The organism is Halomonas sp. SS10-MC5, assembly GCF_015992245.1.
Classification (GTDB): Bacteria; Pseudomonadota; Gammaproteobacteria; order Pseudomonadales; family Halomonadaceae; genus Halomonas; species Halomonas sulfidoxydans.
Genome location: NZ_CP065435.1, coordinates 569783 through 585233, shown reverse-complemented (window position 1 = coordinate 585233; position 15451 = coordinate 569783). Strand labels below are relative to the sequence as shown.

Here is a 15451-nt window from a genome sequence, read left to right as displayed (position 1 = left end):
ACAAGGCGTGACTTCCCGCACGGGGTGGCGCTGATATACTCGACGAAACGCATTCGAACGCCATCGCACTGTCATCCTTGCCGGGGCACACTTCCGTTACGTCATGCCAATGGCGCAACGCGGCCCCACTGCCGGAGTAGAACATCTTGAGTTTCATGACCACGCGCCAGTTCCCCGCCACCCGGATGCGCCGCATGCGCCGCGACGACTTCTCGCGCCGGCTGATGCGGGAATCGACCCTGACCGCCGCCGACCTGATCTGGCCGGTGTTCGTGCTCGACGGCGAGCAGCGCCGCGAGGCCGTGCCCTCGATGCCGGGCGTGGAGCGGCTGTCGCTGGACCTGCTGATCGAAGAGGCGCGCGAGGCGCACGACCTGGGCATCCCCGCCCTGGCGCTGTTCCCCGTGGTCGACCAGTCGCTGAAGAGCGAGCTCGCCGAGGAGGCCTACAGCGCCAGCGGCCTGGTCCAGCGCAGCGTGCGCGCACTCAAGGCCGCGGTGCCGGAGCTCGGCCTCATCACCGACGTCGCCCTCGACCCCTACACCATCCACGGCCAGGACGGCATCATCGACGACAGCGGCTACGTGCTCAACGACCGCACCGTGGAGACGCTGCTCAAGCAGGCGCTGTCGCATGCCGAAGCCGGCGCCGACGTGGTCGCCCCATCGGACATGATGGACGGGCGCATCGGCGAGATCCGCCAGGTGCTCGAGCAGGAGCACCTGCACAGCGTGCGCATCATGGCCTACAGCGCCAAGTACGCCTCGCGCTACTACGGCCCGTTCCGCGACGCAGTGGGCTCGGCGGCCAACCTCGGCAAGGCCGACAAGCGCACCTACCAGATGGACCCGGCCAACAGCGATGAGGCGCTGCACGAGGTGGCGCTGGACCTGGCCGAGGGGGCCGACATGGTGATGGTCAAGCCCGGCATGCCGTACCTGGACGTCGTGCGGCGCGTCAAGGACGAGCTGCGGGTGCCCACCTACGCCTACCAGGTGAGCGGCGAGTACGCCATGCACATGGCCGCCTTCGACAACGGCTGGCTCGAGGCCGACGCCGTGATCCTCGAATCGCTGATGTGCTTCAAGCGCGCCGGCGCCGACGGCGTGCTGACCTACTTCGCCAAGCGCGCCGCGCGCCTGCTCGCCGGCTAGCCTCGCTTGAAGGCCGCCAGGTCGTGAGGATCGAAACCGTCGACCCGGGCGGCCAGCCCGCGTTCCTCGCGCAGCTGGCGGATCCTGGCACGTTCGCCGAGCAGCTCTCCGTCGTCATCCAGGGTGCGGCCGTTGAGCTCGGCCAGCTGCGCCATGCCCTGGTGATAGGCGGTCATCAGGTGGAGGGCGACGCCGTTGCCCTGGTCCATTTCGCGACGCAGGGTGGCGAGGTAGCCGCTGAGCCGGGACAGATGGTGCTTGAGCTGCCAGACGTAGCGCATCTCGCGCATCCATGGCCGCTCGCGCAGCACGGCAAAGGTCAGGCTGGTCGCCAGCAGCCCGAGGAATACCCCCAGCGCGTTGAGCCACAGGCTGGAGCCGAAGGCCGCCACCAGCAGCTGGGAAAACACCAGGCCGAAGACGATCAGCTGGCCGGCCATGGCCACGCTGATGATCCTGGCCTTGCGGCGGTAGGTCTCGGGATCGTGGTGTTCGAAGGTAAACGGCATGGAGGGCTCCTGTGGCAACGCGATGGCGGGATTATCCCGGCATCGCGCGCCGAGGTACAGTCGCCCTCCTCGCGGCTCAGCGCAGCCGCTCGGCGGCTTCCAGCAGCAGCGCTTCGGTTTCCCGCCAGCCCAGGCAGGGGTCGGTCACCGACACGCCATGGCGCAGCGCACCGGGGGTCAGGGGCTGCTTGCCCTCCTCGAGGTAGCTCTCCAGCATCAGCCCCATGAGAGACGCCTCGCCCGCCGCTCGCTGTGCCACCACGTCGCGCAGCACCTCCGCCTGGCGGCGATGATCCTTGCGTGCGTTGGCGTGGCTGCAGTCGACCATCAGCCGGGCCGGCAGGCCGGCAGCCTCCAGGGCCTCGCGGGCGGCACGCACCGAGACGCCGTCGTGGTTGGGCCCCCGATGCCCCCCACGCAGTACCACGTGGGCATGCGGGTTGCCCCTGGTCTCGCGCAGCGCCGGGCGGCCCTCTTCGTCGAGGCCGAAATGCTGGTGAGGATGCGCCGCCGCGCGAATGGCGTCCACCGCCACGCCTACGTCGCCGCTGGTGGCGTTCTTGAAGCCCACCGCCGCGTCCAGGCCGCTGGCCAGCTCGCGGTGCAGCTGCGATTCGGTGGTGCGGGCCCCGATGGCGACCCAGGCCACCAGGTCGCCGAGGTAGGCGGCCAGCATCGGCTGCAGCACCTCGGTGGCCACCGGCAGCCCCAGCGCGGCGATCTCGTGCATCAGGTGGCGCGACAGGTGCAGGCCGCGGGCCATGTCGCCGCTGCCGTCCAGATCGGGGTCGTAGGCGAGCCCCTTCCAACCGACCGTGGTACGCGGCTTCTCCACGTAGACCCGCATGACCGGCAGCAGGCGATCGCTTACCCTGGGCGACAGCTCGGCCAGGCGATGGGCATACTCCAGCGCCGCCAGGGGCTCATGGATCGAACAGGGGCCGACCACTACCAGCATCCGGTCGTCGCGACCGACGACCACTTCCTGGATGGCGCGGCGCTGGGCCGAGAGGCGTTCCGCCACCCGGGGCGAGACGGGAAGGCGCCGGCGCAGTTCGCCGGGCGTCGGCAGGGTCATCCCGACCCGGCTGGAGGGAGGGGCGGCAGAATCGTCATGGCTGTCGGCCAGGCGCTGGGCAAGCGATGCGGGGGCATTCATGTGTCTTCAACTCCGTGGGATCGGCAAACATCGTGTCGTCATGCCACCGGTCATCTCACGGTCGGAGGTGGCGCACTGGACCGACCGCGCGGCGCTAAATCGCCAGCCGTAGTCCCAGCCATAATAGGCGTAACGGGCGTTGGCGGCGAAAGTGGCGCGACGTGCGGTCATGGTGCTTCTCCTCTGGTTGAAGGGTCGGGCGAAAACCGGGCGACCAACGCAAAACCCCCGGTCGGGGTTGCCGACCGGGGGTTTCGTGGGAGGCAACCCGGTTAGGGTGTGCCTTCGCGGCGCTGTCCTCGCTCAGGACCCGGCCGCGGGCACACCGATGCTAAACCAATACCAGTACTGACCACCGAAGCCGACGCCATGCGCCGCCACCGCGCTCGGGGCGCGGTAGGCGACGGCAAGGTTCGTATGCGGCTTCGGTGTCATGGTCGTCTCCCGATGTTCTCGCCTCATCGTGCCCGATCAGGGCAGGCTTGGCAAGCGTGGCCGTCAGCCGGCGAACACCTGGTACCAGCCGATGGTGGCCGGCAGTGCGCTCATGCTGACCAGCACCACCAGGCCCAGCACGATGGACAGCAGGCCGCTGTCGTCCTTGAAGTCGGGGTCGTAAGCCATGTCGGCTCCTCTCGAGTTGTCAGGGGGGGACACCATTTTAGCGGAGGTGGCGGCCGCCATCGACCGGTAGCGTGATGCCGGTGACGTAGCGGTTGTCGAGCAGGTAGCGCAGGCTCTGGTAGACCACCCCCGGCCCCGGCACCATCCCCATGACCGATTTGGCTCGCGCCTGCTCGGCGTAGGCTTGGTCGTCATCCGCCCCCAGCATGATCAGGGCGGGCGCGATGGCGTTGACCTGGATCGCGGGGGCGTACATTGCCGCGAAGGAGAGCGTCAGGTTGGCCAGCCCCGCCTTGGTGGCGGCGTAGGCCGCGTGCTGCTTCGAGCCCTTCTGCACCACGTAGTCAGTCATGTGCACGATGTCGCGCTGGGGTTCACCGCACGCCTCGAGCAGCTCGCGGCCGTGCAGGTTGATCAGGTAGGGCGCCTGCATGTGCACGCGAAACAGTCGCTCGAAGTCGGCGCCGGCCTCGTCGCCCTGGCGGTCCGGTGTCCAGTCGCTGGCGTTGTGCACGATGGCCCGCAGCGACTGCGTCTCGTCCTTGAGCCGGGCGATGAAGTCGAGAATGCCGGCTTCGCTGGAGAAGTCGGCGTAAAGGGCGACGATGCCGCGGCGGCGCATCGCCTCGAGCTCCGGGCGCTCGCGGCGATAGCTGATGATCACCGGGTGCCCATCCTCGACCAGGCGCTCGGCGCAGTGACGACCCAGGCGCTGGGCGCCGCCGGTGATCAGGATCGGCGAGGCGCTCACCCCGCGCTCCCCCGGCGCAGCACCCCGGCGGTCGGCACCAACGGTCGGCGCGGCGCGTAGGCGAAGACGTCGGAGAAGACCCGACTCGGCTCGAGGCCCAGCGAAGCCAGCACGTCGACGCAGGCATAGACCATGCCCGGCGAGCCGGAAAGATAGACATCGTAGCCGCTGACGTCCTCGAGCCCGGTGGCCAGCGCCTGGTCGATACGGCCCAGGTGGCCCTGGATGCGCTCTCCGGTGACCGGCGGCTCCGGCGCCGCCTCGGTGACCACGTGGAATCGCACGTTCTCGTGGCTCTCGGCCCACTGCCGCGGCAGGCTCTCGAGGTAGAGGTCGCGCCGCTCGCGGGCGGCCCACCACAGCTCGATGGGGCGCTCCGGCACCTCGTGCAACGAGGCCTCGACGATCGCCTTCGCCTGGGCGAAGCCGGTGCCGGCGGCGACCAGCAGCAGCGGCCGCCGGCTGGTGGTGTCCAGCACGCAGTCGCCGCCGGGAAGGCGTACCGTCAGGTGGTGCGCCACCACGATCAGCTCGCGCAGCCGGGCGGAGTTCTCGCGCTCCGGCCAGTGCTGGATGTGCAGCTCCAGGGTGCCGTCGCCGGCATGCGCACTGGCGATGGAGAACGGCACCCAGGTCTCGTCGTCCAGCTTGAGTTCGAGATACTGGCCCGGCGCGTGCGCCATGGCTTCGGCGCGCCCTTCCAGGCGCACGCGGAACACGTCGGGAGTCAGGTCCTCCACTGCCGTCACCTGGCAGCTCAGGGTCCTCGGGGTCATGCAGGCCTCTTGTCGTCAGGGTGGGGGGGCAGGCGAATGCCCAGCTCGTTCCAGCGTTCGCTGACGCGGGCCTTGACGGCCTCGTCCATGACGATGGGCGTGCCCCATTCTCGATCGGTCTCGCCGGGCCACTTGGTGGTGGCATCCAGCCCCATCTTGGACCCCAGCCCCGCCACCGGCGAGGCGAAGTCGAGGTAGTCGATGGGTGTGTTCTCGACCATCACGGTATCACGGGCAGGATCCATGCGGGTGGTGATGGCCCAGATCACGTCCTTCCAGTCGCGGGCGTCGACATCGTCGTCGAGCACCACCACGAACTTGGTGTACATGAACTGGCGCAGGAAGCTCCATACGCCCATCATCACGCGCTTGGCATGGCCGGCGTACTGCTTCTTCATGGTCACCACCGCCATGCGGTAGGAGCAGCCCTCCGGCGGCAGGTAGAAGTCGACGATCTCGGGGAACTGCTTGCGCAGGATCGGTACGAACACCTCATTGAGCGCGACGCCGAGGATCGCCGGCTCGTCGGGCGGTCGTCCGGTGTAGGTCGAATGGTAGATGGCGTCGCGGCGCATGGTCATGCGCGTCACGGTGAACACCGGGAACTCGTCGACCTCGTTGTAGTAGCCGGTATGGTCGCCGTAGGGCCCTTCCGGCGCCGTATCGTCGGGGTAGATGAAGCCCTCGAGGATGATCTCGGCGGAGGCCGGCACCTCGAGGTCGGCGTGGCCGCACTTGACCAGCTCGGTGCGCGAGCCGCGCAGGAGGCCGGCGAAGGCGTACTCGGAGAGCGAGTCCGGCACCGGGGTCACCGCGCCGAGAATGGTGGCCGGGTCGGCGCCCAGCGCCACCGCCACCGGGAAGGGCTCGCCGGGGTTCGTCTGCTGGAACTCTTGGAAGTCGAGCGCGCCGCCGCGGTGCGACAGCCAGCGCATGATCAGGCGGTTCTTCGACAGCTTCTGCTGGCGGTAGATGCCCAGGTTCTGGCGCTTCTTGTGCGGCCCGCGGGTGACCACCAGCGGCCAGGTGACCAGCGGCGCGGCATCACCGGGCCAGCAGTGCTGGATCGGCAGGCGGTCAAGGTCGACGTCATCGCCCTCGAGCACCACCTGCTGCACCGGGGCGCTGCGCACCGTCCTGGGCCCCATGCTCATCACCTGCCTGAAGATCGGCAGCTTGTCCCAGGCGTCGCGAAAGCCCTTGGGCGGCTCGGGCTCCTTGAGGAAGGCGAGCAGCTCGCCCACCTCGCGCAGCGCCTCGACACTGTCCTGGCCCATGCCCATGGCGACCCGCTTCGGTGTGCCGAACAGGTTGCCGAGCAGCGGCATGTCGTGCCCCTTGACGTTCTCGAACAGCAGCGCCGGGCCACCGGCACGCAGGGTGCGGTCGCAGATCTCGGTGATCTCGAGGTAAGGGTCCACCTCGGCTACAACACGCACCAGCTCGCCCTGGGCCTCCAGGGCCGCGATGAAGTCGCGCAGATCGTTGTACTTCATTCGATTTCCCGTTTCCGGAACGACGAAAGGGGCAGCATAGCATGCCGCCCCTTCCTCTTCCCCGCCGGCCAACGCATCCTTACCCGCGGCCACTCCGTCGACAGGCGCCGGACCGTCGAGGAGGCGCTGTGAACCCATCCCTGGGCGCTACTTTTGCCATCCATGGCAAAAGACCTCCTCTTCGACCTGTCCCCGGCGCCGCTAGCCTTGGCCTAGCAATCGAAGCCTAACAGCTCCGATCAACGGCGCTTCATCGCCTCGAAGAATTCCAGGTTCGTCTTGGTATCTTTCAGGCGGTCGATAAGGAACTCGGTGGCCGCGGTATCCTCCATCGGGTTGAGCAGCTTGCGCAGGATCCACATGCGCTGCATCTCGTCCTCGGAGGCGATCAGGTCCTCACGGCGAGTGCCGGAGCGGCGGATGTTGATCGCCGGATAGACGCGGCGCTCGGCGAGCTTGCGGTCCAGGTGGGCTTCCATGTTGCCGGTGCCCTTGAACTCCTCGAAGATCACCTCGTCCATCTTCGAGCCGGTGTCGACCAGCGCGGTGGCGATGATGGTCAGGCTGCCGCCCTCCTCGATGTTGCGCGCGGCGCCGAAGAAGCGCTTGGGCTTCTCCAGGGCGTGGGCGTCGACACCGCCGGTGAGCACCTTGCCGGAGCTCGGCACCACGGTGTTGTAGGCGCGCGCCAGGCGGGTGATGGAGTCGAGCAGGATGACCACGTCCTTCTTGTGCTCGACCAGGCGCTTGGCCTTCTCGATGACCATCTCGGCGACCTGCACGTGGCGCGCCGGCGGCTCGTCGAAGGTCGAGGCGACCACCTCGCCGCGCACGGTGCGCGACATCTCGGTGACCTCCTCCGGGCGCTCGTCGATCAGCAGCACGATCAGGTGACACTCGGGATTGTTGCGCGTGATCGAGGTGGCGATGTTCTGCAGCATCAGCGTCTTGCCCGCCTTGGGCGGCGAGACGATCAGGCCGCGCTGGCCCTTGCCGATGGGGGCGGTGAGATCGATGATGCGCGCGGTGAGATCCTCGGTGGAGCCGTTGCCGATCTCCATGCGCAGCCGCTCCTGGGGGAACAGCGGCGTGAGGTTCTCGAACAGGATCTTGTGCTTGGCGTTTTCCGGCTTGTCGAAGTTGATCTGGCTGACCTTGAGCAGCGCGAAATAGCGCTCGCCTTCCTTCGGCGGACGAATCTTGCCGGAGATCGAATCGCCCTTGCGCAGGTTGAAGCGACGGATCTGCGACGGCGAGACATAGATGTCGTCGGGGCCGGCCAGGTAGGAACTGTCGGCGCTACGCAGGAAGCCGAAGCCGTCCTGGAGGATTTCCAGAACACCGTCGCCGTAGATGTCCTCGCCGCTCTTGGCGTGCTTCTTGAGGATGGCGAAGATGATGTCCTGCTTGCGCGAGCGGGCCAGGTTGTCGATGCCCATCTCACGGGCGATCTCCAGGAGGTCCGGCACGGATTTTTGCTTGAGTTCGGTAAGATTCATCGGTGCGTTCGGAAGTTGCTCATGTCAGCGTGGCGGCACGGCGGCCGTGGGAATGGTGCGGAGAAAGAACGGTACGCCGCTTGGGTGCGTTCAGCGCCCGGGAAGCTGTCGCTCATGAGCGATGCCCGTCGCGGTACGACCACTCTGCGCAAGGGTCGCCGGCACGGTATCGTGTTAGAGGGAGCAGCGCTTCTTGTCGCCGGGACTCTTCGCCTGGTGCGTTTCAAGTGCCACCGAGGCTAACGGCACATGACAGGGCGACAAAAAGGGGGCTGACTGACGACTTGATGTTGACCGCGACGCGGACGTCGTGTCTCGGTCGGAAAGCATTCGGAACAGGCGAACGACCCGATGTTAGTCAAGGCCGGCGACGAACGCAACCCCGCAGATCAACCTTGTGCGATTGACACGCCCGGGGAGTCGCCGCACCCTTTAGCCATTGACTATCAGGATGCTTCGATGAACTCACCCACGGAACGGCCCAATCTCGTCAGCGACGCTGTCGACATGCCCCAGGCAGTGCGCCTGGCCGCGATCGACCTGGGTTCCAACAGCTTTCACCTGCTGGTCGCGCAGTATCAGGACGACCGGCTTCAGGTGGTGGCCCGATTGGGTGAGAAGGTGCAGCTGGCCGCCGGCCTCGACGCCACCAATTGCCTGGACGACGCCTCGATGGAGCGTGCCATGGCGTGTCTCGCCCGCTTCGCGCCGCTGCTGGACGGCGTCGGCGCCGAATGCCTGCGTGTGGTCGGGACCAGCGCGCTGCGTACGGCGCGCAACCGTCGGGTCTTCATCGCCCGCGCCGAAGCGCTGCTGGGCTGCCGCGTCGAGGTGATTCCCGGCCACGAGGAAGCCCGCCTGATCTATCTGGGCGCGGCCCACGCCCTGGCCGAGAACGGCCGCCGCCTGGTCGTCGACATCGGCGGAGGCTCCACCGAATTCATCGTCGGTGAACGGCTGAAACCGCTGATGCTGGAGAGCCTCGACATCGGTTGCGTCACCCATACCCGGCGCCACTTCGCCGATGGCCAGCTGAGTGCCGCACGCATGGAGCAGGCCGAAGCGGACGTACTGGCACGGCTCGCCCCCCTCAAGGCGAGCTACAGCGAACTCGGCTGGGACGAGGCACTGGGCTCCAGTGGCACCATCAAGGCCGCCGCTTCGGTACTGGCAGCCGATGGCGGCACGCCCGGCGAGATCACCCGGACCGGCCTGGCAGAGCTGCGCCGGCGCCTGGTCCAGTGCGGCCACCTCGACCGGGTCGCCCTGGAAGGCCTCAAGCCCGATCGCGCGCGCATCTTTCCCGCCGGAGTGGCCATTCTCGGGGCGATCTTCGAGGCGTTCGGGCTGACCACGATGCGCTACGCCGATGGGGCGCTGCGCGAAGGGGTGCTGCACGACATGCTGGCTCGGGGCCTCTCAGCTCGACGCTGACCCCTCGCCGACAGAGGCCCGCCACCCCTCGGCCACCGCCAGCCAGCGTATCGCGTCGGACTGAAGCGCCGCCACGGGCACCTCGCCGTGCCAGGCCACCAGCAGCCGCTCGCGCTCCCATGGCGGTACCTCCGCTTCCTGTAGCAGGCGCTTGAGATCGCGACTTCCGCGCCGTGCCAGACGCAGACTCTCGCCGCCCTGGCGCGGCATGAGGCGCAGCGAAGCCTGGCCGCCCTCCTCGGGAACGAGCGTGACGTCGACGGTTCCCCAAGGAGTCGCCAGGGGGGAGACGCCGTCCCATTCGACCTGCCACGTCGGCGCCAGCGGCGGCCGGCTCGACAACAAGTGAAGGTGTCCGCGCCAGATCCTCCCCTCGGCGCCGGTCCAGGTGACCCTCACCCGGGCGTCATGACGCGCATCGCACTGGGCAAGCAGCGCCTCGAGACGCGCCGCGGGCGGCGTGGGCAACCCCAGACGGTGGCAGGCGTGCCGCACCAGCACGCGCCGACGCGCCGGCGATAGGCGCCCCAGCCCCGCCAGCGGCAGGCACGCGGCGTCGTCCCCCAAGACCGCCGCCAGATCCACGGCGGACAGATCGGCGATCAGCGCGTCGGCTTCGGCGGCCTGGCGCGCGCTGGCCGCCAGCGCCTCGCCCGCGTGGGGCCAGCGCTGCGCCAGCAGCGGCAGCACGCGGCGACGCAGGAAGTTGCGATCGAGCGTCTCGTCGGCGTTGGAGGGGTCCTCGACCCAGCGCAACCCGCGCCGCGCGGCCTCGGCCTCGAGCTCGGCCCGCGAGCGGGCGAGCAGGGGGCGCACCAGGCACCTGCCCCGCCACTCGCGCCCGGCCGGCATGCCGGCCAGGCCGCGCACGCCGCTGCCGCGCAGGGCGGCCAGCAGGAAGGTCTCGGCCTGGTCGTCGCCATGCTGGGCCAGCCACAGCGTCTCGCCCGGGGCTACGCGCCGCGCGAAGGCGTCGTAGCGCGCCTGGCGCGCCGCGCCCTCCAGCCCCAGCCCGGCGTCGCGCTCGACCGCCACGCGCTCGACGAACAGCGGTACGCCGAGCCGCGAGGCGAGCCGCCGGCAGTGGGTCTCGAAGTCGCCGGCGGCGGCCTGCAGGCCGTGGTGGACGTGCAGCGCACGCAGCGGCCGGGGATGTAGACGGCACGCTGCGGCCGCCAGGGTGAGCAGCAGGCTCGAATCCAGCCCGCCGGAGAGCGCCACCCAGACGACACGCCCCGGCGGGGTCTCCGCCAGGGCGTCGTCGATCAGGGCCTGCAGCGAGACTCTCTTATGCCGGTGCGCCATAGCTCATCAGGCGCTCATAGCGCCGTTCGAGGAGCGCCTCGGTATCCATCGCCTCGAGCCGATCCAGGCTCGCCAGCAGCGCCTCCTTGACCCGTTCGGCGGTGGTCTGCGGGTGGCGGTGGGCGCCGCCCAGCGGCTCCTCGATCAGGGTATCGACGAAGCCGAGCTCCTGCAGCCGCTCGGCGGTGATGCCCATGGCCTGGGCGGCGTCGGCGGCCTTCTCGGCGCTCTTCCACAGGATCGAGGCGCAGCCCTCGGGCGAGATCACCGAGTAGGTGGAGTACTGCAGCATGGCCAGCTCGTCGCATACGCCGATCGCCAGCGCCCCGCCGGAGCCGCCCTCGCCCACCACGGTGGAGACGATCGGGGTCTTGAGCCGCGACATCACCGCCAGGTTGTAGGCGATGGCCTCGCTCTGGCCGCGCTCCTCGGCGTCGATGCCGGGGTAGGCGCCCGGGGTGTCGATGAAGGTGAGCACCGGCATCTTGAAGCGCTCGGCCATCTCCATCAGGCGGCACGCCTTGCGGTAGCCTTCGGGGCGCGGCATGCCGAAGTTGCGCCGCACCTTCTCCTTGACGTCGCGGCCCTTCTGGTGGCCGATGACCATCACCGGGCGGTCGTCGAGGCGGGCGACGCCGCCGACGATGGCCGGATCGTCGGCAAAGCGCCGGTCGCCGTGCAGCTCGTCGAAGTCGGTGAAGACGTGCTCGAGGTAGTCGAGCGTATAGGGGCGCTGGGGGTGGCGCGAGAGCTGCGACACCTGCCAGGGGCTCAGGTCCTTGAAGATCGACTCGGTGAGCTTGCGGCTCTTCTCCTCGAGGCGACCGATCTCGTCGCTGAGGTTGAGCTGGCTGTCGTTGCCGACCAGGCGCAGCTCTTCGATCTTGGCCTGGAGTTCGGCGATGGGCTGTTCGAAATCGAGGTAGTTGGGATTCATAGTGGCTGGGCCGCCTTGTCTTTGCTGTCGCCGGGGCATGATGAACGCTGTTCGCCCCGGAAGCCATAAAATCGAGTGTCGGGCATTATCGCACCCTCAACGCGCGGCGCAAGGCAACGTATGCGGACTTCGCCAGCACCGAGGGCTGCCGGGGACAGGCCGAAGAGGAGGTCTTTTGCCATGGATGGCAAAAGTAGCGCACAGGGAAGGGTTCACAGCGCCTCCTCTCAGGCCTGTCGCCGGGTCAGCCCCGCTGCCTTTCTCGGCGCCAACACCCATCGTCGATACCTAGCGGTACTTCAGCCGCACGCCGTCCTGCCCCTCCACCTCACGCAGCGCGATCAGCAGCTCGTCGCTGGGGGCCACGCGCCACTGGGCGTCCAGCTCCAGCCAGCCGGCAGCGGCGTCGTTGCGGTAGCGCAGGCGCACCGGCAGGCCGCCATCGTCGCGGTGCGGCACGAGGCTCTCGCGCAGGCTCTCCACCAGCCTCCCGTTGACCCGGGTGCCGTCGAGCGACAGCTCCACCGCCTCGCCGTAGCGGGCGCGGGCCGCCACCATCGGCGTGATCTCCTTGCCGCGCAGGCGCAGGCCGCCGGAGAAGTCGTCGCTGGAGACCTCCCCCTCGACGATCAGCACCTGGTCGGCCTCGATCTGGCCACGCAGCTGGTCGTAGAGCTCGCCGAACAGCGACGCCTCGATGCGTCCGGTGCGGTCGTCCAGGGTGACGAAGGCCATGGTGTCGCCGCGCTTGGACTTCATGGTGCGCAACGCCACCACCAGGCCGGCGACGCGCTGCGGCTCCCGTGAGGGCTTGAGATCGCTGATGCGGGTGGAGACGAAGCGGGCGAGCTCCTTCTCGTACTCGTCGATGGGGTGGCCGGTGAGGTAGAGCCCCAGGGTCTCCTTCTCGCCGGCCAGACGCTCCTTGTCGGTCCACTCGCGGGCGCTGCGATAGGCCTCGTAGGGGTCGCTCTCGGCCTCGTCGTCGGCGAAGGCCTCGCCGAACATGTCCAACATGCCGAGGCTCTGGTTGGTCTGGGTCTGGGCGGCGGCGCGGATGGCGTCGTCCAGTGCCGCGGCCAGCACCGCCCGGTTCGGCCCCAGGTTGTCCAGCGCTCCCGAGCGGATCAGCGCCTCCAGGGTGCGCTTGTTCATGCGTTTGGGATCGACCCGGCGGCAGAAGTCGAACAGGTCGGTGAACGGGCCGTCGGCCTCGCGAGCCTCGACGATGGCGCCGATGGGCCCTTCGCCTACGCCACGAATGGCACCCAGGCCGTAGACCACGCGGCCCTCGGTATCGACGGTGAACTTGTAGGCGCCGATGTTGACGTCCGGCGGCGTCACGGTCAGGCCGATGCGCCGCGACTCCTCGATCAGCGGTACCACCTTGTCGAGGTTGTCCATCTCGGTGGACATCACCGCGGCCATGAACGGGCCCGGGTAGTGCGTCTTGAGCCAGGCGGTCTGGTAGGAGACCAGGCCGTAGGCCGCCGAGTGCGACTTGTTGAAGCCGTAGCCGGCGAACTTCTCCACCAGGTCGAAGATGTTGCCGGCCAGCTCCTTGTCGATGCCGTTGGCGGCGCAGCCCTCCATGAAGCCGCTGCGCTGCTTGGCCATCTCCTCGGGCTTCTTCTTGCCCATCGCCCGGCGCAGCATGTCGGCCTGGCCCAGGGTGTAGCCGGCCAGCACCTGGGCGATCTGCATCACCTGCTCCTGGTAGAGGATGATGCCGTAGGTGGGCTCGAGCACCGGCTTGAGCCACTCGTGCTGGTAGTCCGGGTGGGGGTAGGAGATCTCGGCGCGACCGTGCTTGCGGTTGATGAAGTCGTCGACCATGCCCGACTGCAGCGGCCCGGGACGGAACAGCGCCACCAGCGCGATCATGTCCTCCAGCGAATCGGGCAGCAGGCGCTTGATCAGCTCCTTCATGCCGCGCGATTCGAGCTGGAACACCGCCGTGGTCTCGGCGCGCTTGAGCATCTCGAAGGTGGGACCGTCATCGAGCGGGATGCTGTCGATGTCGAGCGGTCCTTGGCCCTTGACCGCCCGCACCTTGTCGACCATCTCCAGCGCCCAGTCGATGATGGTCAGGGTACGCAGCCCGAGGAAGTCGAACTTGACCAGCCCGGCCTCCTCGATGTCGTTCTTGTCGAACTGCACGACCAGGCCGTTGCCCTCCTCGTCGCACAGCAGCGGCGAGAAGTCGGTCAGCTTGGTCGGCGCAATCACCACGCCGCCGGCGTGCTTGCCGGTGCCGCGGGTGATGCCCTCGAGCTTGACCGCCATCTCCCATATCTCGGCGGCCTCCTCGTCATTCTCGACGAACTCCTTGAGCGCCGGCTCCGCTTCGATGGCCTTGGCCAGGGTCATGCCCACCTCGAAGGGAATCAGCTTGGAGAGCTTGTCGCCGAGCGAATAGGGCTTGCCCTGGGCGCGGGCCACGTCGCGTACCACCGCCTTGGCCGCCATGGTGCCGAAGGTGACGATCTGCGACACCGCATTGCGGCCGTAACGGTCGGCCACGTACTCGATCACCCGGTCGCGCTTCTCCATGCAGAAGTCGACGTCGAAGTCGGGCATCGAGACCCGCTCGGGGTTCAAGAAGCGCTCGAACAGCAGGTCGTACTCCAGCGGGTCGAGGTCGGTGATCTTCTGCGCATAGGCCACCAGCGAGCCGGCCCCGGAGCCGCGCCCCGGCCCCACCGGCACGTCGTTGTCCTTGGCCCACTGGATGAAGTCCATCACGATCAGGAAGTAGCCGGGAAAGCCCATCTGGATGATGATGTCGAGCTCGAAGTCCAGCCGCTCGCGATAGCGCTTGTCGATCTCGGCGAACTCGGCGCCGTCGCGCGGATACTTCTCGGCCGGGTAGAGAAAGTCGAGGCGCTCGGTGAGGCCGTCGTGGGAGACCTTGCGGAAAAACTCATCCTGGGTCATGCCCTCGGGAATCTCGAACTCCGGCAGGAAGATCTCGCCCAGGCGCACGTCGACGTTGCAGCGCGCGGCGATCATCACGCTGTTCTCCAGCGCCTCGGGAATGTCGGCGAACAGCTCGGCCATCTCCGCCGGGCTCTTGAGGTACTGCTCCTCGGTGTACTTGCGCTCGCGGCGCGGGTCGTCCAGCGCCTTGCCCTCGCCGATGGAGACCCGGGTCTCGTGGGCCCAGAAGTCGTCGCGCTCGAGGAAGCGCACGTCGTTGGTGGCCACCACCGGCGTGCCCGAGGCCATGGCGAGTTCCACCGAGAGGTGCACGCACTCCTCCTCCAGCGGTCGCCCGGTGCGGGTCAGCTCCAGGTAGAAGCGCTCCGGGAAGGCCGCCTGCCACTCCTCCAGTAGCGCGCGCGCCTCATCGCGGTGATCGGCGAGCAGGTGGCGGCCGATCTCGCCCTCACGGCCGCCGGACAGCGCGATCAGGCCCTCGCTCTGCTCGAGCACCCAGGCCTTCTCCAGCACCGCGCGCCCCTGGCGCTGTCCCTGCATCCAGCCCCGCGAGATCAGCTCGGTGAGGTTGCGATAGCCGGTGTCGTTCATCGCCAGCAGCGTCAGCCGGTAGGGGTGCGTCTCGTCGTGGGGATTGGCCAGCCACAGGTCGGCGCCGATCACCGGCTTGAGGCCGCTGCCCTGGGCACCGCGATAGAACTTGACCAGACCGAACAGGTTGGATTCGTCGGTCACGGCCAGCGCCGGCATGCCCTGCTCGGCGGTGGCCTTGAGCAGCGGCTTGAGCCGCACCAGGCCGTCGACCAGGGAATATTCGGTGTGCACGCGGAGATGAACGAAAGGCGTGGTCATAAGAGGCTCGGGGCT

General features: G+C 68.4%; 13 protein-coding genes and 1 pseudogene. 2 read left to right on the top strand and 12 right to left on the bottom strand.

The window, feature by feature from the left end; translation table 11 throughout:
* The first annotated feature begins 146 nt into the window (after positions 1-146).
* On the top strand, positions 147-1154 hold the full coding sequence (hemB, locus tag I4484_RS02715) for a porphobilinogen synthase (protein WP_197449509.1): 1008 nt from the start codon (positions 147-149) through the stop codon (positions 1152-1154).
* Here hemB and I4484_RS02710 read toward each other — a convergent pair.
* The 9 genes from I4484_RS02710 to rho form a co-directional block, all read right to left on the bottom strand.
* On the bottom strand, positions 1151-1663 hold the full coding sequence (locus I4484_RS02710) for a DUF3087 family protein (protein WP_197449508.1): 513 nt from the start codon (positions 1661-1663) through the stop codon (positions 1151-1153). The genes hemB and I4484_RS02710 overlap by 4 nt on opposite strands.
* A gap of 76 nt (positions 1664-1739) precedes the next feature.
* Positions 1740-2822 (bottom strand): 3-deoxy-7-phosphoheptulonate synthase, encoded by a 1083-nt coding sequence (locus I4484_RS02705; protein ID WP_197449507.1) that lies wholly within the window; start codon positions 2820-2822, stop codon positions 1740-1742.
* A 6-nt stretch (positions 2823-2828) separates the two neighbouring features.
* Entirely contained in the window at positions 2829-2993 is a 165-nt protein-coding gene (locus tag I4484_RS02700) for a hypothetical protein (RefSeq protein ID WP_197449506.1), read from the bottom strand.
* A 132-nt stretch (positions 2994-3125) separates the two neighbouring features.
* The gene (locus I4484_RS20960; protein ID WP_267956409.1) at positions 3126-3257 is read right to left on the bottom strand and encodes a hypothetical protein; all 132 of its coding nucleotides are present in this window, start codon (positions 3255-3257) and stop codon (positions 3126-3128) included.
* Positions 3258-3320: 63 nt separating this feature from the next.
* Entirely contained in the window at positions 3321-3446 is a 126-nt protein-coding gene (locus I4484_RS20955) for a hypothetical protein (RefSeq protein WP_267956410.1), read from the bottom strand.
* A gap of 37 nt (positions 3447-3483) precedes the next feature.
* Positions 3484-4197 (bottom strand): dihydromonapterin reductase, encoded by a 714-nt coding sequence (gene folM / locus I4484_RS02695; RefSeq protein WP_197449505.1) that lies wholly within the window; start codon positions 4195-4197, stop codon positions 3484-3486.
* Positions 4194-4973 carry an NAD(P)H-flavin reductase gene (locus tag I4484_RS02690; protein ID WP_197449504.1) on the bottom strand — a complete coding sequence of 260 codons (780 nt, stop codon included), beginning with the start codon at positions 4971-4973 and terminating at the stop codon, positions 4194-4196. The genes folM and I4484_RS02690 overlap by 4 nt, the downstream gene beginning before the upstream one ends.
* Entirely contained in the window at positions 4970-6469 is a 1500-nt protein-coding gene (gene ubiD / locus I4484_RS02685; RefSeq protein WP_197449503.1) for a 4-hydroxy-3-polyprenylbenzoate decarboxylase, read from the bottom strand. The genes I4484_RS02690 and ubiD overlap by 4 nt, the downstream gene beginning before the upstream one ends.
* 239 nt (positions 6470-6708) lie before the next feature.
* On the bottom strand, positions 6709-7968 hold the full coding sequence (gene rho, locus I4484_RS02680; RefSeq protein WP_111412893.1) for a transcription termination factor Rho: 1260 nt from the start codon (positions 7966-7968) through the stop codon (positions 6709-6711).
* A gap of 507 nt (positions 7969-8475) precedes the next feature.
* Between rho and I4484_RS02675 the strand changes: the two are divergent.
* A pseudogene (locus I4484_RS02675) lies at positions 8476-9372 on the top strand (Ppx/GppA family phosphatase); the annotation flags it as partial.
* 15 nt (positions 9373-9387) lie between these two features.
* On the opposite strand, the gene tilS reads toward I4484_RS02675, so the two are convergent.
* The 3 genes from tilS to dnaE form a co-directional block, all read right to left on the bottom strand.
* The gene (tilS, locus tag I4484_RS02670) at positions 9388-10707 is read right to left on the bottom strand and encodes a tRNA lysidine(34) synthetase TilS (RefSeq protein WP_197449501.1); all 1320 of its coding nucleotides are present in this window, start codon (positions 10705-10707) and stop codon (positions 9388-9390) included.
* Positions 10691-11644, bottom strand: coding sequence for an acetyl-CoA carboxylase carboxyl transferase subunit alpha (gene accA, locus I4484_RS02665; protein WP_197449500.1), 954 nt, complete (start codon positions 11642-11644; stop codon positions 10691-10693). The genes tilS and accA overlap by 17 nt, the downstream gene beginning before the upstream one ends.
* A 288-nt stretch (positions 11645-11932) precedes the next feature.
* Positions 11933-15436 carry a DNA polymerase III subunit alpha gene (gene dnaE, locus I4484_RS02660; protein WP_197449499.1) on the bottom strand — a complete coding sequence of 1168 codons (3504 nt, stop codon included), beginning with the start codon at positions 15434-15436 and terminating at the stop codon, positions 11933-11935.
* Between the last annotated feature and the right edge of the window lie 15 nt (positions 15437-15451).